The organism is Prolixibacter denitrificans (assembly GCF_003014495.1).
Lineage (GTDB): Bacteria > Bacteroidota > Bacteroidia > Bacteroidales > Prolixibacteraceae > Prolixibacter > Prolixibacter denitrificans.
On the sequence record NZ_PYGC01000004.1, the window covers coordinates 246,955 to 268,801 of the forward strand.

The 21,847-nt window shown below is 44.5% G+C and carries 24 protein-coding genes and 1 pseudogene; 9 read left to right on the forward strand and 16 right to left on the reverse strand.

From position 1 onward, the window contains the following. The first annotated feature begins 20 nt into the window (after positions 1-20). The 5 genes from CLV93_RS10070 (at position 21) to CLV93_RS10090 (ending at position 3,428) form a co-directional block, all read left to right on the forward strand. Positions 21-1,226 (forward strand): NAD(P)-dependent alcohol dehydrogenase, encoded by a 1,206-nt coding sequence (locus CLV93_RS10070; protein WP_106542072.1) that lies wholly within the window; start codon positions 21-23, stop codon positions 1,224-1,226. A gap of 47 nt (positions 1,227-1,273) precedes the next feature. After that, entirely contained in the window at positions 1,274-2,140 is an 867-nt protein-coding gene (locus tag CLV93_RS10075) for an aldo/keto reductase (protein ID WP_106542073.1), read from the forward strand. Positions 2,141-2,410: 270 nt separating this feature from the next. Beyond that, complete coding sequence (locus CLV93_RS10080; protein WP_106542074.1) at positions 2,411-2,809, forward strand: (R)-mandelonitrile lyase; 399 nt, start codon at positions 2,411-2,413, stop codon at positions 2,807-2,809. Between the two features lies 1 nt (position 2,810). Next, entirely contained in the window at positions 2,811-3,038 is a 228-nt protein-coding gene (locus CLV93_RS10085) for a tautomerase family protein (protein WP_106542075.1), read from the forward strand. Positions 3,039-3,053: 15 nt separating this feature from the next. After that, a complete protein-coding gene (locus CLV93_RS10090; RefSeq protein WP_106542076.1) occupies positions 3,054-3,428 on the forward strand; it encodes a DUF2255 family protein in 375 nt (124 codons plus the stop codon). A 122-nt stretch (positions 3,429-3,550) separates the two neighbouring features. Here the strand turns inward: CLV93_RS10090 and CLV93_RS10095 are convergent, their stop codons facing one another. Continuing rightward, positions 3,551-3,949 carry a pyridoxamine 5'-phosphate oxidase family protein gene (locus CLV93_RS10095; protein ID WP_106542077.1) on the reverse strand — a complete coding sequence of 133 codons (399 nt, stop codon included), beginning with the start codon at positions 3,947-3,949 and terminating at the stop codon, positions 3,551-3,553. Between the two features lie 152 nt (positions 3,950-4,101). Further along, complete coding sequence (locus CLV93_RS10100; RefSeq protein ID WP_106542078.1) at positions 4,102-4,728, reverse strand: helix-turn-helix transcriptional regulator; 627 nt, start codon at positions 4,726-4,728, stop codon at positions 4,102-4,104. A 187-nt stretch (positions 4,729-4,915) separates the two neighbouring features. On the opposite strand from CLV93_RS10100, the gene CLV93_RS10105 reads away from it, so the two are divergent. Together CLV93_RS10105 and CLV93_RS10110 are read left to right on the forward strand one after the other, a co-directional pair. Further along, the gene (locus CLV93_RS10105; RefSeq protein ID WP_106542079.1) at positions 4,916-5,548 is read left to right on the forward strand and encodes a superoxide dismutase; all 633 of its coding nucleotides are present in this window, start codon (positions 4,916-4,918) and stop codon (positions 5,546-5,548) included. A gap of 405 nt (positions 5,549-5,953) precedes the next feature. After that, positions 5,954-8,152: a DUF5916 domain-containing protein gene (locus tag CLV93_RS10110; RefSeq protein WP_106542080.1), complete on the forward strand. Its 2,199-nt coding sequence runs from the start codon at positions 5,954-5,956 to the stop codon at positions 8,150-8,152. Positions 8,153-8,290: 138 nt separating this feature from the next. On the opposite strand, the gene CLV93_RS10115 is transcribed toward CLV93_RS10110, so the two are convergent. From CLV93_RS10115 to CLV93_RS10125, 4 genes and pseudogenes are all read right to left on the reverse strand, one after another. Continuing rightward, positions 8,291-8,689: a cupin domain-containing protein gene (locus CLV93_RS10115; protein WP_106542081.1), complete on the reverse strand. Its 399-nt coding sequence runs from the start codon at positions 8,687-8,689 to the stop codon at positions 8,291-8,293. Positions 8,690-8,713: 24 nt separating this feature from the next. Further along, positions 8,714-9,019, reverse strand: coding sequence for a carboxymuconolactone decarboxylase family protein (locus CLV93_RS20450; RefSeq protein WP_246187288.1), 306 nt, complete (start codon positions 9,017-9,019; stop codon positions 8,714-8,716). A gap of 135 nt (positions 9,020-9,154) precedes the next feature. After that, a pseudogene (locus CLV93_RS20550) lies at positions 9,155-9,472 on the reverse strand (carboxymuconolactone decarboxylase family protein); the annotation flags it as partial. A gap of 162 nt (positions 9,473-9,634) precedes the next feature. Then, positions 9,635-10,597, reverse strand: a complete 963-nt coding sequence (locus tag CLV93_RS10125; protein WP_106542082.1) for a DMT family transporter — start codon at positions 10,595-10,597, stop codon at positions 9,635-9,637. A 354-nt stretch (positions 10,598-10,951) separates the two neighbouring features. Here CLV93_RS10125 and CLV93_RS10130 point away from each other — a divergent pair, with 354 nt between their 5' ends. After that, the gene (locus tag CLV93_RS10130) at positions 10,952-11,848 is read left to right on the forward strand and encodes a helix-turn-helix domain-containing protein (protein ID WP_106542083.1); all 897 of its coding nucleotides are present in this window, start codon (positions 10,952-10,954) and stop codon (positions 11,846-11,848) included. Here the strand turns inward: CLV93_RS10130 and CLV93_RS10135 are convergent. The 10 genes from CLV93_RS10135 to CLV93_RS10180 form a co-directional block, all read right to left on the reverse strand. After that, entirely contained in the window at positions 11,845-12,582 is a 738-nt protein-coding gene (locus CLV93_RS10135) for a carboxymuconolactone decarboxylase family protein (protein WP_106542084.1), read from the reverse strand. The genes CLV93_RS10130 and CLV93_RS10135 overlap by 4 nt on opposite strands. A 145-nt stretch (positions 12,583-12,727) precedes the next feature. Beyond that, on the reverse strand, positions 12,728-13,780 hold the full coding sequence (locus CLV93_RS10140) for an MBL fold metallo-hydrolase (protein WP_211297801.1): 1,053 nt from the start codon (positions 13,778-13,780) through the stop codon (positions 12,728-12,730). A 357-nt stretch (positions 13,781-14,137) separates the two neighbouring features. Further along, positions 14,138-14,797: an SDR family oxidoreductase gene (locus CLV93_RS10145; RefSeq protein WP_106542086.1), complete on the reverse strand. Its 660-nt coding sequence runs from the start codon at positions 14,795-14,797 to the stop codon at positions 14,138-14,140. A gap of 158 nt (positions 14,798-14,955) precedes the next feature. Next, the gene (locus tag CLV93_RS10150) at positions 14,956-15,210 is read right to left on the reverse strand and encodes a hypothetical protein (protein WP_146141999.1); all 255 of its coding nucleotides are present in this window, start codon (positions 15,208-15,210) and stop codon (positions 14,956-14,958) included. A 22-nt stretch (positions 15,211-15,232) separates the two neighbouring features. Continuing rightward, positions 15,233-16,399, reverse strand: coding sequence for an MFS transporter (locus CLV93_RS10155; protein ID WP_106542088.1), 1,167 nt, complete (start codon positions 16,397-16,399; stop codon positions 15,233-15,235). A gap of 40 nt (positions 16,400-16,439) precedes the next feature. Beyond that, positions 16,440-17,120 (reverse strand): hypothetical protein, encoded by a 681-nt coding sequence (locus tag CLV93_RS10160; protein WP_146142000.1) that lies wholly within the window; start codon positions 17,118-17,120, stop codon positions 16,440-16,442. A 27-nt stretch (positions 17,121-17,147) separates the two neighbouring features. Then, a complete protein-coding gene (locus CLV93_RS10165; RefSeq protein ID WP_106542213.1) occupies positions 17,148-17,753 on the reverse strand; it encodes an FMN-dependent NADH-azoreductase in 606 nt (201 codons plus the stop codon). 262 nt (positions 17,754-18,015) lie between these two features. Beyond that, the gene (locus CLV93_RS10170; RefSeq protein ID WP_106542090.1) at positions 18,016-18,579 is read right to left on the reverse strand and encodes a Crp/Fnr family transcriptional regulator; all 564 of its coding nucleotides are present in this window, start codon (positions 18,577-18,579) and stop codon (positions 18,016-18,018) included. A 151-nt stretch (positions 18,580-18,730) separates the two neighbouring features. Beyond that, positions 18,731-19,675 carry a cation diffusion facilitator family transporter gene (locus tag CLV93_RS10175; RefSeq protein WP_170108916.1) on the reverse strand — a complete coding sequence of 315 codons (945 nt, stop codon included), beginning with the start codon at positions 19,673-19,675 and terminating at the stop codon, positions 18,731-18,733. A gap of 166 nt (positions 19,676-19,841) precedes the next feature. Continuing rightward, complete coding sequence (locus CLV93_RS10180) at positions 19,842-21,284, reverse strand: NAD(P)-binding domain-containing protein (RefSeq protein ID WP_106542091.1); 1,443 nt, start codon at positions 21,282-21,284, stop codon at positions 19,842-19,844. A gap of 320 nt (positions 21,285-21,604) precedes the next feature. On the opposite strand from CLV93_RS10180, the gene CLV93_RS20120 reads away from it, so the two are divergent. Beyond that, entirely contained in the window at positions 21,605-21,799 is a 195-nt protein-coding gene (locus CLV93_RS20120; protein WP_146142001.1) for a hypothetical protein, read from the forward strand. Positions 21,800-21,847: the final 48 nt, after the last annotated feature.

The following is a 21,847-nucleotide window of genomic DNA, read 5'->3' on the forward strand; positions in this document are numbered from 1 at the left end:
AACTCAAAACTAGAAACACCATGAAAGAAAATGGAAAACAACCATCGAGAAGAAGGTTCATTCAGCAAACGGCTATGGCCGGAGCTGGTGCAAGCTTATTGCTTTCCAATCCGCTGCAAGCTTTTTCTCAAAATGATCATTCAAACACAAGAAATATGAGTCAAAATATTAAATCGAAGGGCTATGCAGCAGTCGATACTTCAGGCAAGCTTCAACCCTGGGAATTTGAGCGCCGGCCTGTTGGCGATAATGATATCCAAATCGATATTAAGTATGCCAGCATCTGTCACTCGGATATTCACCAAATGAAAGGGCACTGGGGACCGCAAAAGTACCCGCAGGTTCCCGGACATGAGATTGCGGGTATTGTTACCGCAGTTGGTAAGAATGTTACCAAATTTAAAGTAGGCGACCGTGCCGGTGTAGGCTGTATGGTCGATAGCTGCATGGAATGCGATAGCTGTCAGCATGGAGAAGAGCACTACTGCGAAAATGGCCAAACGCTGTTTACCTACGGTTATCCCGACAAGAAATCGCCCACCGGCATTACCCAGGGTGGTTACTCTACGAACATTGTCGTCAGAGACCATTTTGCGGTTCACATTCCGGAGCATATCAGCCTTCAGGAGGCTGCACCTCTTTTGTGTGCGGGAATTACCACTTATTCTCCGTTGATCAAAGAAGATTTTAAAATTGGAGATAAAGTTGGTGTTGCCGGGATTGGTGGTTTAGGCCACATGGCCGTGAAGCTGGCGGTATCGAAAGGTGCCGAAGTTTATGCTTTTACCACGTCTCCCGATAAAGTCGAAGATATTAAGTCATGGGGAGCCAAAGAGGTCATTGTAGTTGATGAAGCATTTAAAAATATGCACCCGTACAATAAGAAGCTGGATTACATGATTTGTACCATTCCTTACCAGTTTAATGTGGCCCCTTATGTGGCTTGCGTAAAACCCTACGGTAACTTCACGTATGTGGGAATGCCCGAAGGTTTTCAGATCAACCTCAGCAACATTGCCTTAGCCGCTACCCGGGTTAATTTCAATGCTTCGCTGATTGGCGGAATGCCTGAAACACAGGAAGTCGTTCATTATTGCGCTGACAACGGCATCAGACCTGAAATCCAAATGATTTCTGCTGAACAAATTAATGATGCCTGGGAAAAAGTAGTGAACAAAGAAGCACGCTATCGATACGTGATCGATGCAGCTACTTTTGAATCTTAATAGCATATTATTCACAATCAATTTTATAATTAAAAGAGATATTAGTTATGGTTTTAGAAGAAAGGTTTACACTATCAAATGGAGTTGAGATCCCAAAACTAGGTCTCGGAACATGGTTTATTAGTGACGAAGATGTTGTGCAGGCCGTGAAAGAAGCCACCCAAATGGGTTACCGGCATATCGATACAGCACAGGCTTACCAGAATGAAAACGGCGTTGGAAAAGGTATCAAGGCCTGTGGCGTGAAAAGAGAGGATCTGTTTGTCACTACGAAACTGGCTGCAGAAGTCAAATCATATGACGAAGCAGTTGCCTCCATTGATAATTCACTCAAAACGTTGGGGTTGGATTATATCGACATGATGATCATTCACAGCCCGAAACCATGGATGGAATTCCACGAAGATGATCACTACTTCGAAGGAAACCGCGAGGCATGGAAAGCGCTGGAAGAAGCTTACAAAGCCGGTAAACTTCGGGCGATTGGAGTTTCAAACTTCGAAAAAGAAGACATCGACAATATCCTGGAATCCTGCACGGTGAAACCGATGGTCAACCAGATTCTGGCACACATCAGCAACACACCCAAAGAGTTGATTGAATATTGCCAGGATAAGGGCATCCTCGTAGAAGCCTATTCGCCGGTTGCACACGGAGAGCTGATGAAAAATCAGGATGTTATAAAAATGGCTGAGAAATACGGCGTTTCGGTGCCACAGTTGTCTATTCGTTACGTGCTTCAACTTGATCTTCTTCCATTACCGAAAACCGCGAATCCGGCGCATATGAAAAACAATGCAGAGGTCGATTTCGTGATTTCGGATGACGACATGGAAGTGTTGAAGAATATGAAAACAATTGAAGATTACGGAGAGGCCAGTATGTTCCCGGTATACGGAGGAAAACTGAAATAACTCAACACATTTTTTGACGATAATTCATTCGTATCATTTAAAAAAAACAGGACTGTCCGGGGAAAAGCAACGGAAGAACAGGGTTTTCATGTTGAACTTGCCCTTCCTGACAAAGCTTTTTTCCGGACAGTAATTTTTGTGATTAGTTAGCTTGTAAGAGACTAAAAACCAGAAGACAGCTATTTAGCATTCATTCTTCCGACTAAAACCATTTCAGAAAAGCAATTGTTTACATCTGAACAGATACAAATTGATTAATGAAAAGAGATTATGGAAATTATTAAAAACGGCACGCAGCCATCCGTAAAAGGACCGGAAGCCTGGTTCACAGGCGAAGTGAGGATTGACCCGTTGTTCTCGAAAAAAGAATCGACACACGGTGGAGGAGCAATGGTTACTTTTGAAGCGGGCGCCAGAACAGCCTGGCATACTCATCCCGCAGGGCAAACTCTCATCGTAACATCAGGATTGGGTTGGATACAGCGAGAAGGCGGTCCCATCGAGGAAATCCAGCCCGGAGATGTAGTTTATTTTGAACCGGATGAAAAGCACTGGCACGGTGCTTCGGCCAATAAAGCGATGAGTCACATCGCCATCCAGGAAGAGGTGAACGGTGAAGCCGTAACGTGGATGGAAAAGGTTTCAGACGAACAATATTCAAAAAGTTGATATGCCACATTTTCAAATTAAGCTGTTAGAAGGCAAAACCGAAGAGCAGAAGAAACAGCTGGCCAAAGAAGTGGTCAAAGCTGCCCAAAAAGTTATTGGTTACGGTGATGAATCCTTTTCCGTGACGATTGAAGATTTTTCTTACGAAGAATGGAAGAATCAGGTGTATCCCAATGACATTATCGGGCGAAAGGATATTCTCTACAAAGAGCCCGGTTATGAAATGTAATTGAAACGAAAGATTATGAGTGTTTCAGAGAATTTATCGAAAGAAGAAATACAGAAAATTGCTGAAGCGGATGATTTTCATATCGCTCCGTTTCGTGAAGACGGTGCAACCTGTGGCACGCCAACCTGGATTTGGTCGGTGATGGCAGAGGACCATCTTTATGTGAGAGCGTATAACGGAACACGTTCCCGGTGGTATCAGGCCGCCCTCAGCCAAAAGGCCGGTAAAATTGAAGCGGCCGGCATGGTAAAGGAAGTGGGCTTTGAGCCTGTAAGCGGAAGTATCAACGAAAAGATAGACGAAGCTTACCGGGAAAAATACAGCGATAGTCCTTATCTGGGTTCCATGATCAGTGACAGGGCCAAAGCTGCCACGGTCAGGGTGTTCTAATATCTGTATTAAAGATAGTAAACAGAACGTTATCTCATCCGGAAGTGATGCATGCATCAACTATTGAAAACTACCGGGAAAACCGATAGTTTTCAATAGTCTCTTTGAATAAGGTAAGGTAATTAGCCAATCTTCTTACCGGCCATTGGTCCGGGTTTCAGACTGTGAATTTCCTCGATATGTATCAGAATGACGGCCTTCGGCTTAGGCATTCCTGCCTTCAATGACATTTCCGCCGATTTCTCGTAAATCTCGCCGTCAGTCAATACTTCCGGAGTTCCTATGAATCGGTATCCGTCAAGAATTTCGCGGTTCACAACAGCTACGGCTACTTTTGAGCCATCCAGGATATTTTGATAGGTTCTTCCACCTGTTCCCTCACTGAAAATCAACGTTTCATCGTTGAATACACGGGTCGAACGCTTGGGTGCGTTATTCGGGAGTCCGTCTTTACTGACCGTCGCGTGGAAACACTGGTGGTTCATCACCATCTCTTTCATTTCGGATGTAAGCTGTGACATAATCGATTTTCCTCTTTATTTTATTTGACTTAAGCTTAAAACATCCTACTAAGCTAGCGTTATTATTCGTTTTATTTTTTTACATATGCTAAAAAATCCAAACACTTTCCCGCGATGATGAATAACAAGATGTTCAGAAAAGATGCCATTGATTATTTCGACTCCTCAATTTTATAAACGCAGCGGTTTCCATTCTCAATAATATATTCCACCCTTTCCATTTCGTATCCCAAGCCAATTAACCGTTTAAAATTATTCAGTTCCGAATGGCAAAATCCCTGGCACGCGGTCGCTGCGGCGCAAATAGGACAATGATTTTCAATCAGATACCAGGCATCCTCTTCTTTTTTCCATTCCGCCATATACCCTTCTTCGGTGCGCTTTTTGCTCAATATCTCCAGCTTTTCCTCCAGTGTTTCCGAGCCTTCCATTTCCTCTTCATACCTATCGTACACAGCTGTTTCCCGGTCACTAATCAGAAGATTCAAGGCATTGTCTCCTAAAAGTTTCTTCACCGATCGGAGTAACTGAACCGTAACTTCGGCATGCGTATCCGGAAACCGGGACAAGCCTTTTTTGGTAAGCGAATAATAAGTTGAAGGACGACCAACGCCTTCACTTTTCACTGTCGCTTTTACCAGGTTTTCCGAAGAAAGATTCAGCAAATGTTTTCGTGCCCCCTCTTTCGTAATCGCCAGTTCTTTGGCAATCACATACGATGTGGCTTCACCTCTCATCTTTAGGACCATTAAAATACGATCGGATGAATTCTTCTTCATTTTGACAACAATTAGTTGTTTTATTGACAAATACAAAGTTACCTCTTTTTCTCCAGAAACCAATAATCAACCAAATAGCAAACTAAAAGAAACAAAGACCGAAAATTTCCATCAATTTAAAACAACCTTTTTGTTGTTTTATTGTTCCTGTAGTTAGATTTGAATGATAACAATAAAAACAGACATCATGAGCAAATTTCAATTACCGGCTCTCCCATATGCATACGAAGCACTGGAGCCACATTTCGACAAAGAAACAATGACGATTCACCATCAGCGCCACCACCAGGCATATGTAAATAACCTCAACAATGCGCTGCAAGGAAGTGATGGAGCCAATAAAAGTCTGGAAGAAATCATTAAAGAAGTGAGCAAATACAGTACTGCCGTGCGTAATAACGGAGGCGGTCACTACAACCACTCGCTGTTCTGGGAAATTCTGTCTCCCAATCCTCAACTGACACCAGCCGGAAAGTTGGCCGATGAGATTGCAACAGCTTTTGGCGACCTCGATAACCTGAAAGCAGAAATCAAAAAAGCAGGACTGGGCCAATTTGGTTCCGGATGGGCCTGGCTGTATGCAAAATCGGATGGTTCTGTTGGAGTTACGTCTACTCCTAACCAGGACAATCCATTAATGGACATCCAGTCAGACAACAAAGGAATCCCCGTGTTGGGCGTAGATGTTTGGGAGCATGCTTATTATCTTAAATATCAAAACAAAAGAGCCGATTACCTCGACGCATTCTGGTCGGTTTTAGATTGGAATGCTGTAGGCAAAAAATACGAGGAAGCTCTATCAAAATATAACAAGAACTGATTGTAGTGAATAAGTAAGGTTCGGCCCCGCTCAGGTAAATCAAAACATGAAGCGGAGGCCGGATTTTTTTTGCAAAAAAGCAAGTTAGCCTCCATATCTAACTGAATTTTAAGACGAAACCGTGCAGACAATTCCTGAAGAAGAAAGTGTAAGTTTTAATAATGTTTGATTTTCGTAACTTATGGTTTGAATTTCATAAGTTAAAAAAGACTTCGTCATCTATATTTACATGACTGTCAGTTGATAATTATGAACGAACCTAACTAACCAACATAACATCAACGGCAATTGCGCAGGGATATAATGACCAAACAACCTGCCTAAATCACTACACGATGCTATGCTCCGTTGACGCTGCATGTGAGTGAGAACAGGAATTCGACTAAACTAACAAACCAAAGACTCATGATCAAAACGATTGGCTTCCTCGCATTCTTTCTTTTTGCTATTTCGGTTTGGGGGCAAAATGCAACCCGGAATATTACAGCAAAATACATTACCGGCTCCATTCAGGTGGACGGCGTTATGAAAGAGCCGATATGGCAAACCGCTACTCCATCCGACAACTTTTGGGAGTTTTTCCCCACCGATTCCATCCGGGCCAAAAATAAAACCGAATTCAGGATACTCTATAACGATCACACCTTGTATGTCGGCATTCGGGCCGAAGTGCAAGGTAATCACTATGTCGTGTCGAGTCTCAGGCGCGACTTCGGTGGTGCCACCAATGACAATATAACGCTGATGTTCGACACCTTCCGGGATGGTACCAACGCATTCATGTTTGGGGTTACTCCATACGGCGTGAAACGCGATGTGTTTGTTTCCGGCGGCGGTTCCGGTGAAAATAGCCTGAATACAGCCTGGGATGTGAAATGGCAGGCTGAAAGCAAAATGTATGATGACCATTTTGTGATAGAAGTAGCGATTCCTTTCAGTTCACTAAAATTCAGAGAGGGCGATACCAGCTGGCGGCTGCAGTGCTATCGATGGGATATACAAACGAACGAACAAAGTGCCTGGGGACGGGTTCCGCAAAGTCAGTTACTATCAAGCCTCGCCTTTTCGGGCAATCTGAATTTTGAGAAACCGCTGGGCAAATCACACACGCCAATTGCTGTTATTCCGTATGTAAACGCCCAGGCCGATAAGGATTACGACTCAGGAGACGCCAACAGCAAACTCAAGATAGGAGGAGACGCCAAGTTCGCCATTGGAAACAGCATGAACCTGGATGTGACGGTCAATCCCGATTTCTCAAACGTCGAAGTGGACGATATTTTCACCAACCTGACCCGGTTTGAGGTTCTCCTTCCGGAAAAACGGCAGTTCTTTATTGATAACAATGACTTATTTGGAAGTTATGGAGATGTGTATAATCAAGCCAACCCATTTTTCTCAAGAAGAATCGGTCTGGCCAGGGACAAAAACGGAAACCTGATTGAAAACCGCATTTTGGGCGGAGTACGTCTAAGTGGTAAATTAAATGAAGACTGGCGTCTTGGATTTTTGAATATTCAAACAGCTGAGGATGTTAAAAATGCGATTCCTTCGAATAACAACATGATGTTTACGCTGCAAAAGAAGATGTTTTCCCGCTCAAGCCTCGGCGTGTTTCTGATCAACCGGCAAACATTTAAAGATTATGATTTTGTACCGGACTCTCAAAAATACAACCGGGTGATTGGTGTTGATTATAATCTGGCTTCAGCAGATAATGAGTGGACCGGTAAATTTTACCTGCACAAATCTTTTCAGCCCAATGACACAAAAGGGAATTTCTCGGCGCAAGCCACAACCACTTACCTGAAAAGAAACTTGCGATGGATTATCGACATGATGTATGTTGGTGAGGATTTTCATTCTGATCTGGGCTACATTCAACGCACCGGAATATTCAGATGGGGGAATAACCTTAAATTGATGTTTTACCCCAAAAACGGAAGCGTCAGCCAGCACGGACCGGGTGGCGAGATCCTGCATTACTGGAAGCCCAATATGGATTTCCGGCAGTCGGACCATCGGTATCAATTGTATTACGAGGTGAACTTCACCAATCAGGCGGTCCTGGATGCCAATATCAGCAATCATTACGCTTATCTGCCTTTCGATTTCGACCCGACCCGGTCGGGAGGTGTTCCTCTACCCAAAGATCACGGCTATACTTACAATCAATACGAGGTTTCTTACCGGTCAAATCCGGCCAAACTGTTTTCGTTTAGTGCAGAATCTTCCGGAGGACAATTCTTTAACGGGCAAAGCTTTATGGCAAGCACCGATCTCATATACCGTATTCAGCCCTGGGCCGTGCTTAGTCTGAATATGCGTTACGACGCCATCCGCCTGCCTGCCCCCTATTCTGATGCCGACTACTGGCTGCTTACACCCAAAGTGGATATCTCTTTCAGCAAATCGGTATTCTGGGCAACCCTGATACAATACAGTAACCAGCGCGATAACCTCGGCATCAACTCCCGGTTGCAATGGCGCTTTGCTCCGCTGTCGGACCTCTATATCGTTTACAACGATAATTACTTCCTGGACAACTTCGGTCCCCGGTTCCGTTCCATCAACCTGAAACTGACCTACTGGCTGAATATTTAATCGCGCGATAATCTAGTTTCAACTCAAAAGGTATATCTCAAAAGAAGACTACTAGTCATTTGCAAAAAAAAAAGAGGCCATCCTTTTGGGGACGGCCTCTTTTATGTTTTCATCAGGAAAACAACTGTATTCTCTCTATCAGCCCAACTTTCTGTACTCTTCATCTGTCACCGGACCGCGCCATTCGGTTGTAGCACCTTCGGCGGGAACCGACAAAGCAATATGGGCAAACCAGCTGTCTTTTGTGGCACCGTGCCAGTGATTTACCCCGGCCGGAATATTGACCACATCGCCCGGTTTTAACAACCGTGCCGGCTTTCCTTCTTCCTGATACCAACCTGTTCCGGCGGTACAAAAAAGAATTTGTCCTCCTTTGTGGTGAATGTGCCAATTATTGCGGCATCCCGGTTCAAAAGTCACATTAAATGACGGAACACCATCCAAGGTCAATGGAGCTAAATAACTTTGTCCGATAAAGTATTGGGCAAAAGCCTCGTTCTTTTCTCCTAACGGGAATATTTGCTTAAAATCACTCATTTTTAAATCTTTTTATTGTAATGACTATTTGTTTTCCGGTACCACTTCGTTGATTGCACTCAATCCATTCAACGTTCTTGGAAAGCCCATGTAAGGTAAGCACTGGGTAACCGCCTCCAGCAGGGTATTCTTGTCATTTCCGACATTCAGGTTTCCATATACATGCGATTTCACCTGGCTTTCACAGCCTCCCAGGGCACTCAGGATACACAAGGTCAATAATTCACGGGTTTTCAAATCCAAACCTCCACGTGTATAGATGTCACCAAAACAAAATGCCGATAAGTAGTTCTGAATATGTTTCTGATTCTCCGTTGCTTTTTGGTGCATCTGGTCGATCACATCGCCAAATATGCTTTTCTGCACTTTCAGTCCTTCATCGAAACGGGTTTCTTCAGTTACCTGCTTTTGGCTTCCGACTGGAACTGAAATGTTAGCTGCTTTGAAAACCTCGTTCACCTGCTGAATGGCATTCAGGGTTTTAGGAAAACCTAAATAAGGTGCACATTGATAAACAGCTTCATTGATCTCAACAGGCGAAACACCAATGTTTAATGCAGCAAAAACATGAGCCTTTAGTTGTTCCAACGTTTAGTTCGTCGTCAGCACAACGATGGTGATCAATTCCCGAACCTTGTCGGTCAGTTTTCCATGATAGAAAACCTCACCAAAAATGAAGCGATTGAGCATCTCCTGCAGGTCCGGATCGGTTTCAGCCAGCGGCCCTGTGTGTTTGCCAAACAGCTCTTCAAATTTCTCTTTGCTTAATTTTACTCGGTCCATATCGTATATTTTTTGTCAGAATTGCTTTTTCAATCCTTCCGGAAATTCTTACCATACAAATATCACAATACTCCCGACGATAAAATTACCTCAATAACTGATAGTGTTACCCTTATTACCGAATGTTATAAGAAAGGTTGCCCAGAGAATGAATTGCTACATCTACCGCTTTCGTAGCTTATTCGCCGAAAATACCCAACTCAGGGCTATTCGGCGCTGTTCTGTTGTTTTCGGAGCAGCTGGTTTCGTCACCAAATAAACTCCTGTTAATACCAAAACAGCCGCCAACGGCTTTTCCCAGGTTAACGAATCCTGTCCTATAGCAATAGCCACCACTGAGGCTACAATCGGTTGCAAATTCATGAAAATACTAACCGTACTCGCCTCCAACCGTCTTAACGCATAAGGCATACAGAAAAATGCCAGCGTAGTGGAAAACAACAGTGCAAACGCCAACAACGCAATTGCCGTCCCTGTCGTATCTGCCGAGTAAATCTTTTGATTTGGCAATGCAGAAAAACTGAACGGCAACACCATCAATGCGGAAAACAGGAACATCCACTTGGCTACGGTTACCGGAGCGTATTTTTGCGAGATTTTCCGGGTTATCGTCAGGTAACCGGCATAGAACAGCACACAAATGATAGTAAACAGAATACCCAGCGCATTATTGGTTCCATGCTGTCCGTGTGTACTTCCTAACAGGATGATTAAAGCGGCACCGGAAATACTTATCAGGATTCCGATAATCTTTCGGTTGGGAATGGCTTCTCCCAAAAACACAGAAGAGAGAAGAAGCACAACCACAGGTGTCATCGCTATGAGCAATGAAAAAATAACCGGCGTGGTAAATTCAAGGGCTTGCGAAAACAAAAACTGTGTCCCCAGAAAGCCCATTAATCCGCCAACAAACACAACGAGCAAATCCTTTCCCTCAACTTTCTCCCGTTTCAGAAACGAACCAATGGCCCAAAAGATGAGGGCTCCAAATATCATCCGGGTCATGGTATATCCCATAGGAGTCATCCAATTCGCGACCAGTGACTTTGTCACGGGTATATTCAACCCGAAAATGACATTGGCTGAAAAAATGGCCACGAGCCCTTGCTGTCTTTCCTTTATCATATCCTCTCTTTTTCTCCTAAACTAAAAACAGGAATTGCAATTAAACAAACAAAACTAAAAACAAGGAAGATTCCCTGTTGAAATTATCCATTGCACTTCAGTTGTAACCCGAAACTTTGCGAAACAATCATACGACTGATTGAGCACTTTAAAGCTCGTCATTTGTTTCATCTCCGTTTCTCAAATCCTCATTAACCGGCATAAAAACATCCATACAAAATTCCATAGAAAACACTATTGAAGACTACCTGAATTACGGAAACGTCTACCATTATTACGGAATCTGATTTCCAACCATAACAACCTAAGGGATGTTACTTAAATTTGTAACAGCAATTACATTGAGAATGAGTTATGAGCAAAGTTACCAGGATAAATTCAGTGACTGAATACAACAATTTAGTGGGGCAGGAAACCTTACATCCGTTGGTCGCCGTGATTGATTTTTCGAAAACAGAGCCGTTTCACTATTTCAGGGGGCAGATGGACGTATATGCCATCTTTCTAAAAGATATCAAATGTGGCAATATCACCTACGGGATAAAAAACTACGACTATGAAGAAGGAACCTTGATATTCATTGCTCCCGGGCAGGTTTATGGTGTAGAAGGAACCGGTGAAAAACAACAGGCGTCAGGCACGGCCATTATTTTCCATCCCGATTTAATTCACGGTACTTCACTGGGAAAACACATCGACGATTATACCTTTTTCTCCTACGAGGTAAATGAGGCTTTGCACCTGTCAAACAGGGAGCGGGAAATCATCAATGATTGCATTAGTAAGATCAATTACGAACTAGAGCACGCCATCGATTCGCACAGTAAAACGCTCATTGTCTCGTATCTGGAACTTTTCCTCAACTACAGCAAACGTTTTTACGAGCGCCAGTTTATCACACGTAGCCACGTCAACAAAGATATATTGGTTCGTTTTGAGAATGTCCTGAAAGACTACTTCTCTTCGGAACAACCTTTAGAGGCAGGATTGCCATCAGTTCGCTATTGCGCCGACAAGCTGTTTATCTCCCCCAATTATTTGGGTGATCTGTTGAAGAAAGAAACCGGTAAATCGGCCCAGGAACACATTCAACTTCGGTTAATTGATGTGGCTAAAGAAAAGATTTTCGATTCAGAGAAATCCATCAGCGAAATTGCCTACGAACTGGGATTTAAACATCCGCAGCATTTTACCCGCATGTTTAAAAAGCAGGTGGGCATGTCGCCCAATGAGTACAGGAATATGAATTAGTTACTCCGCACTTTTATCCCTCGCAGGAGGTTTCGACCACTTTCTGCTTCTTTTGTTCCAACGGTCTCTTCAATGATTGATAATAAGTCATTTAGCTGGTTTTCGGTTACTCCTACATTCATGCCCATACCGATATGCGCCCCCAACTGAGGTTCGACGCCCTGCATAGAAGCCAGTGCAGCAATGGTTACCAGTTCCCGTTGATGATAGCTGAGAATATCGCTGGCGAAGATGTCCGCAAATAAGTGTTCTTTCAGAAACCTGTCAATACGGGGAGAAAATTGGCCAAAGCCGGAAGTTGGCTTACTCTGCGGTCTACCGGTCAATACTTCGAGAACTTTCCGGCCCTGTTCGTATTTGTCAGCCACGCCATCGTTGAACTCGATCTCTTTGCCTTGCTCATCATGGATGCCTCTTTCCTTTCTTTCCTTCACAACTCCCATGAACATGACAATCCCGTTCAAACTCCTGGGAAAACCACAATAAGCATAGAGTTGCACCAGCGCTTCATTAATTTCATTGATCGTCAATCCGGCATCAAGTCCTTCATTCAGCACCTTTTTCAATCCGTCAAGTTTTCCCTGCGCCGTATAACTGGATATACGGACCAGGCTTTTTTCTTTTTGACTCAGACCTGTGTCTTCTTCCACCGGAGCACTGTTGGCATTCCAACTAACGATTAAACCCAAAATGACGATTAGCGTGGTAAGAAATGGTTTGGCTTGTATTTTCATAATTCATCGTGCTAAGTTAGTTGTCTGTAAGTTAATAAAAGTAGACCATATTGGAGCAGAGTATATCGGCAAACCTTCCGTATCTGAATAGACATAAAGCCTCCGGTTTACGAAGCAAATCCCAGATACCAAATTACCCGGGAAATCAATCCGGCTCTTTCCACCACTTACTGAACGTTTGCGTTGTGTCTCTCAGTAGAACAGGTTCCCCAATCCGTGGTGTTAATACATCAGTGCCGGAACCGATGTGGTTTTCTGTTATTTTATTCAGCGGTTCATCCCATGGATGGTTGGCCAGTGCAAATTTGGAATGATGAACCGGTAATATCTGATGAGCCCTTAACTCTCTGGCTGCTTCAAAAACCTGAGCGGGCATCATGTGAATCAGGTTCCAGTTTTTGTCGTATTGTCCCTGTTCCAGTATGGCCAAATCAAAAGGTCCGTACTTCGAGCCAATTTCTGTGAAGTGAGAATCATATCCGCCGTCACCTCCTAAAAAAAGATTGCTATCCGGTGTCTGCAAGACGAAAGAAGCCCACAGGGTCTGATTTCCCTTTAGTCCCCTTCCTGAAAAATGCCGGGCAGGTGTGGCTGTTACCTGCCATCCCTGTGCTAATTCCGTTCCTTCATACCAATCCAGTTCTGTAATGATCGAATGCTCAAAGCCCCAGGATTCAAAATGCTGGCCGACGCCCAACCCACAAATGACTTGTTTTATCTTCGGTTTTAAATCCAGCACCGTATTATAATCCAAATGGTCCCAGTGATCGTGGGTTATTATCAAATAATCGATTGGTGGAAAATCGTCAGCCTTATATGCATTGGTACTTTTAAACGCCTGGTTAATAAACGAGAACGGTGACGCATAGCTATTGAATACCGGATCAACCAAAAACGTTTTTCCTTTTAACTGAATAAAATAGGACGAATGACCAAACCATATTACAACATCTTCGTCCGGACTTAATGCCCTGATATCCGTCTTAATAACAGGAATCTCCTCTTCCGGCGACAGCCTGATTTTCTTCCGAAACATAAAATCAAGCATGACCTTAAATCTGCTTTTGTCAGAAGTCATTACCGGCGTTTCATGCTGGTTTCTGAATTCTCCATCTACGTAATTGGGCGATTTCCTGATGCGCTCCAATCTTTCTCCTCTCGGTAATTGTCCGAACCGGGGTTGATTTAGTATGGACATACTTGTTAATGTTATGATTAAAACTATTGCGACTAGTATTCCTATTGTTTTCATCTCATCCGAATTAAGGTTTATTACCCTGGTTAATTCAGATGTAAATATTGCCAGGATTGTTATTACTTACCTATCCTGTTTACGGATTTACCTACCTAAATTACTGATGGATACGATTTATTGAAGATGAAGTGATTATTATGATTAACAAAATCCGGAAAAGATGAGTGGGAAGCACAGATACTCACCACCAAAAATACATCAGTATATTTTTTCAGAAGCTATGAACAAAAAAAGAGAGAAGAGGGAAATCTCCCCTGCAACTCTCTTTTCTAAAAAACCCATTTATTTAAGACTAAAAATTCATGAACACACCTTCTTCACTGCCTCTTCAATAGAGTCTTCTCCTCGGCTCATCTCGATGATTTTTCCATAGGTAGCTTTATCTTCGAGAATCGTCAGAATGGTTTCAGCCACAGCAGCCCGCGGAATTTCCCGCTCCAGTTGACCGGGCTCATTAAGCATTTTCACCTTCCCCGCGTCCGGTTCATCGGTTAGTCGCACCGGCCGCAAAATGGTATAATCGAGGTCACTTTGCGAAAGCTCTTTGTCGGCGTAATGCTTGGCAATGTAGTAAGGTTTGATACTCGATTGCCCCCAATACGACCGCTCATCAGCGTGCGCGGCACTTACCATGACAAAACGCTTCACCTGATGCTTGCTGGCGGCCTGAACAGCTTTTATCGCTCCGTCGAGGTCGATTTCCAGTGTTTTATCATAACCGGTTTTGCCGCCCGACCCCGCCGTAAAAACAACCGCATCGAAATCTTTTATCACATTCCCAATCACCTCTTCGGATTGTTCCAGGCTTTCAACAATTGCCGGAACTCCGATTTCGTCGAAATACGCACGCTGCTCTTCATTTCTGATAAAGGCTGTCGGTTCATAATCCTCAGAGGCACTTAACTTCTTAGAAAGGATTCTTCCAATTTTTCCGTTGGCTCCAATCACTAATACTTTCATATGATTTTGTCTTTTATGTGTTACTGTTCTTTCTAAGGAGAACAGGTTACATCGCGAATATGTTTCTCGCTTTTCTATACACAAATAATGAAAGTAAATCAGTTAAATACTTCCTTCGAGTCATGACGAAAGCACCTCACAGGTATGCTGATACTGTATCAACCGACCGGTCGTAAATGGCTTATTTTGTAGCCGCCAACTTGAGCTTTGCTTCTCTTTTGCTGTGCCCAATAGCCCATAATACCCATAAAGCCGCCCATAAAACCGCTAATCGCACCACTAATACCATTACCGAAGGCATTTTCGGTGGCTGTTTCAGGAAGCGAAGAAATGAAGTACACCATCACAAAACTCATGATAAACCCCATGATTCCGCCCATAAGCCCCTGTTTTAAAAAGTTTTTCATTGCCATATCTTTTTTGGTTTAGTTTCGATTATTCGGTGACAACCGCCACTCTTCTTTGCACAAGCAGATACACAACCGACAAAAAGGCCAGAACAGTTCCGGCTACCACGAAACTGGCATCAATGCCAACCACATCCTGTACCGGCTGTATAATGATCGGAGAAAGAAACATCCCCAGGAACGTAGCCGTGGTTAAAAAGCCAATGTACTTTCCCCTGACCTGAACCGGTACCAATGAAATCATCCACAGGTTGCCATTGGGTATCAAAAGCCCGACACCCAGCCCGGTGATTAACACTCCGGCAATCATCTGCCAGTATGCTTGACTGAAACCGATGACTGAAAAACCAATGGCCATTGGGATGAAGCCCAAACCATAGATGCTCATAAAACCAAGCCGCTTCTTCACATGCTTGTAAAAGAAAGAGGCAATGGCCTGCGCAAACGGAAGACATCCGATGGCTAAGCCAACCTGGTTCCCGTCGATTCCTTCCAGTTTTTGCAAGAGAAAAGGCAACTGTACCGGAATCAGGTAAAAACTCACCGTTGTCAGAAATGCACTTGCCATGGCCAGCCAAACCAGTGGTGAAACCGATTGCCCGTTTTGACTTCCGGCTGCTGCTTCCTGCCGTATGATTTTGGGCTCATGCAAAGCAAACGGAACCAACAGAAGCACAACCACCGAAAAACCGTAGATGAGGAAGGTCAGTCGCCAGTTGATATCGGTCAAAACGCCGGCAGCCGTAATAAAAAGAAGTCCCCCCAAGGCAACAAAGGCTCCCTGCAGGCCCATGAAATGTTCCCGCTTAGCGCCGGAAAAATAATCGCCGATTAACGTAGTTGAGACAGTCATGATGCCGGCAACGCCCAGTCCGAAGACCATTCGACCGACCAAAATAGAGTAAAGATTTTCCAGCCAGTAGCCTGATGTTCCGGCAACGAGATAAATCAAAAGAGAAACATACAGCACCTTAATTCGTCCGGCCTTATCAAGCAACCGGCCCGCCAGCGGAGCCGCAATGGCAATGGTAAGTGCCGGAAGCGTCAGCATCATCTTGGTCAATATCTCAACATCCTTTACCCCGCTAAAAGCGTTGCTGATGAGCGGCAAGGACGGCGCCACGATGGCATTCGCCAAAATCGTCAACGTACTGGCCAAAAGCAATGTGACCTCTAAGAGCTTCGTATTCTTCATTCGTGTCCCTTTTTAGCTGGGAAAATCTGCTTAACCAACGTTATTGCAAAACCGTACTGATAAAAACTCCGAACTGGTGATTGGATATTTTCATTGGGCCATACCCGTACCAATCATTGTCAAGCGCCAACCCGAACGAAAATGTTTTATAACTAACACCTAGTCGGCTGTACAAAAAGCTGCGATCGTGTTCGCCAATCTCTGTATTCTGGCTGTACAGACCTTGCACATGAGTATACAATGACCAGGCACCTTTAATCGTCGGACGATATTCAGCGATAGCCAATGATTCAAAGTTTTTCGTTTCGGTCAGCTGAAATCCGGAGTTAACAACACCCATAAAATTTTTGCTGTGATAGGCATACTGTGCGCCGGCATACGGTCTGAATCCCCATTGCGAATTAAACTCCGCACCGGAAAGGATGCTCACGTTCTTAAACAAATCATATTTCAGGAAAGCCAGATTGATCGATTCCCTCAGAAATTCAGCGTTATCATAATCGGCTTTCAGGAATGACAATCCGAAGAATCCAAACTTACTGTTGGGTGTCAACTTCTTGTCAACGATAACCTGGGAGGTCCAACCTTTCGTTCCCAAGAAAATTTCCACCGGGATAGGTGCCGAATGAGGTACATTCGCTACCGGCTCCTGGGCCTTTACTCCCTGAGCAATAAAAGCTGCAACAAACAGCAGCACGATTCCAAAAACTTTCGTTCTCATTTTCTTTATTTTATCAATCATTCGATGCTAAAATGCTAACGCTGCTTCTTCAGCTTTTTGAATAGCACCTTCCATCAGTTTATCCGTATCTTCTGTAATGACATCAAGGCGGTCGGTGGCAATCGTCTCGAAATCGGTAATCCCCATAAACCCGAAGATATTACGCAGGTACCTGTCGGCCATTTCAAGCGTTTCCATCGACTCCGACGAGTAATCGCCTCCCCGTGTGATAATATTAACTGCCTTTTTATTGTGACATAAACCAACCGGTCCCTTTTCGGTATAAGTAAAGGTAATACCGCCAACAGCCACGTAATCGATATATGCTTTTAAGATAGCCGGAAGTCCCAAATTCCAGATAGGTTCGGCAATGACATACTTATCGGCTTCGGCAAATTCGTAAGCAAATTTCAGAATCGGGTGATTCCGGTCATTTTGCTGAACGGCTTCGCGTAATTCATTAATTTTTCCTTTCGGCAAGAAGCCCAAACCGGCTTCATACAAATCGAGTTCCACCACTTCGTCTGCCGGATATTTCTCTTTATACGCTTTAATGAAACTATCTGAAATCCGGAAAGTTCGTGACTCTCCATCTGCTTTTGCATTCGCTTTTATATACAATAACTTGCTCATTTTAATCTCTTTAAAATCCATTCATTACTGACATTCAGCAAGCCATAAAGCTTGTAGCATCTTCTCTGTTTTTATAAAAAGCACGAGACCTTTTGGACAATCCGGAGCATAGCAATTCCATGTAAAGCCTGCTATATTTTCAAGCTCCATTACCAATTAACCTTACCAGGGTCTCTCTACTTCAAGCGATATCGTTTATGAGAAGATGGTGATGCAAATGTATTGTGTGGGTCGCGGAATTCTTTTTACAAATGTTAAAAAGTCACTTCTTCGATCGAATCCGGCTGAGCGTCACCTGGGATATGCCCAGATAACCCGCTGTATCGCCCAAACTAATACGTTGTTGAAGATGACCGAATTCCTTCAGAAATTTGGCATAGCGCTCTGTTGCATCCAGATAGAGTAAGTTCTTTAATTTTGAAATGGCCGTGTAAGCGACCCTGGATATAAACTTCCGGGCAAAGCTTTCAAACGAATGGTATTTTTGGCAGAGATGCTCAAAATCGTCATATTTCAAATAACAAATCGTCGTCTCCTCCAGGGCCATGGTCGAATATTCAGCTGGTAAATCATTGAAAAAACTGTCCGTGGCGATAAAGAAATTATTCTCATCAAAAAATCGCAGGACATACTGGTTGTCATGGTGATAATAAAAATGTTTCACCAACCCTGACTTCACAAAAAACAAGTGCTTGCAAACGTTTCCCTGGGTATGGATTAACGCTCCTTTCGGGTAAGTTTTCGTCCGAACACATTGCAACAGTTCTTCTGCTGCTTCCTCCGACAACGGCGAAATCTGATTGACGCTTCTTAAATATTCACTCATGCCTGTTTCCTTTCACATCAAAAATAAGAACATTATGAAACAATGCTCCCCCGATTTTCTTTCGAATGGTGAGTTTGCCAGGTATTGTCATCGTTCAGTCAGATGATCGTCACACCACACTTGCTAAAATGCAGGACATCTAATGTTCCACTCATTGTATATCCAATGTCCCAGTGTCGTTTGGGTCTTCAGGAGCTCTTTCACTGTACGGTTCAATATGAATCCCGATATGGGTCTGGCGCCCGAATTTCGCCCGAATCGACTTTTCGATGGCCGTGGCAATATGGTGCGATTCGACCACCGTCAACGTTTTGTCAACCTTGACGTGTGCCTCGATGGCGATGATATCACCAATCTTGCGGGTCCGTACCTGGTGAAAATCCTTCACACCGGGGGTCGTCCGGATAATCCCGGAAATCACCTCCTCCGTCTCGTCAGGCAAAGCCTCCTCCAGTAGCTCCCGGATACTGGGATGGGCAATGTCCCAGGCCACCTTCAGAATAAAGAAACTAACAATGACTCCTGCAATCGGATCGAGAACCCGCCACTTTTCCCCCAGCAGGATAGCCCCCGAAATGCCCAACGCGGTTCCCACCGAAGAAAACGCATCCGACCGGTGATGCCAGGCATTGGCAACCACGGCCCGACTGTTGACCCTTGAACCGATGATCTTTGTATACCAATACAAGCCTTCCTTGCTAACAATGGAAATCAGCGCTGCATATAACGCAATATAACCCGGTTGTTCGATGACGACGCCATGAAACGACGCCACTATTTTTCTGGCTCCGGTCCATAAAATCCCGATGCCCACAAACAGCAACGCGAAACTGATAAGCATTGTGGCAAAGGTTTCGTATTTCCCGTGTCCGTACCGATGATTCTTGTCTCTCTTCTTCCCGGAAATCCTGACAAAAACCAGCACGATTACATCGGTTATGAGGTCCGATAACGAATGGACGCCATCGGCCAGCATCGCTGAACTCTTACCAACAACTCCCGCCACGATCTTTCCTAAGGTCAGCAGAAGATTGACTGCCGACCCAACCAATGTGACGTGCTGAATGGTTCTTACCCTGTTCTGTTCACCCATCATAAACTAGCAAGTTTTTTTATTCCATCGGACCTGAGAGACAAATGACGTACGTACCTTGACGCCTCAACCGGACGATCCGGCTCTCTGCCAAATATAACACTTTTGATGTAAATTTACGCTTTTTTGGCTGTGGGGTGCCGTACGCAAGCAGTGAGTCTGCATACATTTAAATCCTCTTCGTCAAATCCTTCAGCACCTTCCGGGCCTGCGCTTTCTTGCTTTGGCGGCCATTCAGCCGGTAGCGGGCTGCCACCACCGGTCCGGTCAGTAATTGGAGGAGGCTGCCTGGGTTGCGCCAAACTTTCGGCGCTACGTCGATGATTTGGGCGATGGTATCGAGGTACGTCAGCGTTTGCACCCGCATCGGATTGACTTTTCGTTCCTCGCACAAAACACGGTGCTTCTCCACTTCCTGTTCCATTATCTCTGCAGAGGGAAGCTGTGTATGCCCGGCAATCACTTCGGCAATGTACCTTCCCTGCATCTCGAGAGCCGGCAAAATCGGCCCCACAATATAGCACATGCCGCACATGGCTAAGTTGGGTGTAACCGGAGAGAATATCTGCTGATACAAGGGAATGTAGTTGTTCTCCACTCCTGTGAAAGATGATTCCATAAAGGGAATGTCAATCTGGTAGCCGGTGGCAAAAATGATAGTATCAATTGTTTCGCTACTTCCATCTTCAAACGTGACCTGGTCTCTTGAAATGGATTGAATCACCGGCTTGACCTTCAGCTTCCCCTGTTCCAGCCGTTTCAGCAGCAAATCATTTGGCACAAACCGTTGCTTCTCCAAATCAAGAGAGTGGTCGGGTTTTCCAAAATATTGCCGGATAGCCTCATCGTCATATTGTTTGTACGCTTTCATCAGCTTGCTGCGGAAAGCCTTTTCCCGAACTACCTTGGGCAGACTTGCTGACAATTTCGTGAGTAGCAGGTCGTACGCCTTGTCATCGATAAACCGGGGTACCAGCCACGACGGGCTTCGCATAGAGAGAAACGTGCCCGGGGCGACCTCCGCGACTTCCGAAGCAATATCGATGGCACTGCTCCCCGCTCCCACGACCAGCACTTTCGTGCCTTCGAAGCTTTCCGGCGAGAAATAGTCGCGGCTGTGCAAAACCGTTCCGGGAAACGTTACCAGACCATCGATTTCTGGGATGGATGTTTTCTCGTGGCGGCCATTGGCTACAATCAGCCAGTCGAAGGTATGTGTTTCTTTACTTCCACCCGATTCCACCTCCACAACAAACCGTCCGTCAGTTTCTTTATCGGCCCGGATAACGCTCGTATTGAATTGAATGTATTGGGCCAGATTGAATTGTTCCGTGTAGTTTTTCAGGTACTCCGAAACTACTTCCCGCGAGGGAAAATCGGCCACCTCCTTTTCAAACGGGAAATCAGAAAATGCCATCATCTGTTTCGAGGTATTGGTGATCAACGACCGGTAAGCTGCAGTGTCGCATTCCCGCTCATTTTGATTGAGCTTCCACAATCCCCCGGACCGGTCACTTCGTTCAAAAACGACCGGCTGAATACCGTATTCCAATAAGCTTTTCAAACAGGTCAGACCGGCCGCTCCGGCCCCGATGATGGCCACACTTTTCATCCTCTCCTTGTCACAGATTTGGTGCCCGACAAATATAGAAAAATCAGATAAAGGAGTTTGGCCTCTGAATTACGGTTTCAATCGACCACCAAAATCACGCTGTCTTCCTTTAAAATGTGCAAGCAAATAGTGTCCTTTGAGTTTTCGTTGTGCCCCTGGTGGTTATATTCTCTTACTACTAAGAGCACTAAGTTTTTCGCAAGGCACACAAAGATGAAAGGCCGAACAGCGTTTAAATTGACTACCGGTAGTTTCAGCCTCAGCAGTCATACACCGGTATCTTCTTGTATCTTTATCCTGAAATAACCAAACCAACCAACATGTCCATTCAGTCTGAACTGACTCGTAAGCTATACCATCGGGGCATCGATTTCCTGCAATTTGTCGATGTTTCGGCTTTGCCGGAAGAACAAAACATTGCACACTGCACCACTTGCCTGCGCTGTTTGGTGATGTGCCCGTGGACGCAGCGGTATGCACAACACTCTAATCCCGTCAACCAAGTGGTGAGCTAACTACCAGTATTTATAACGAATTATTTATTACCTCCGCACAAACAAATC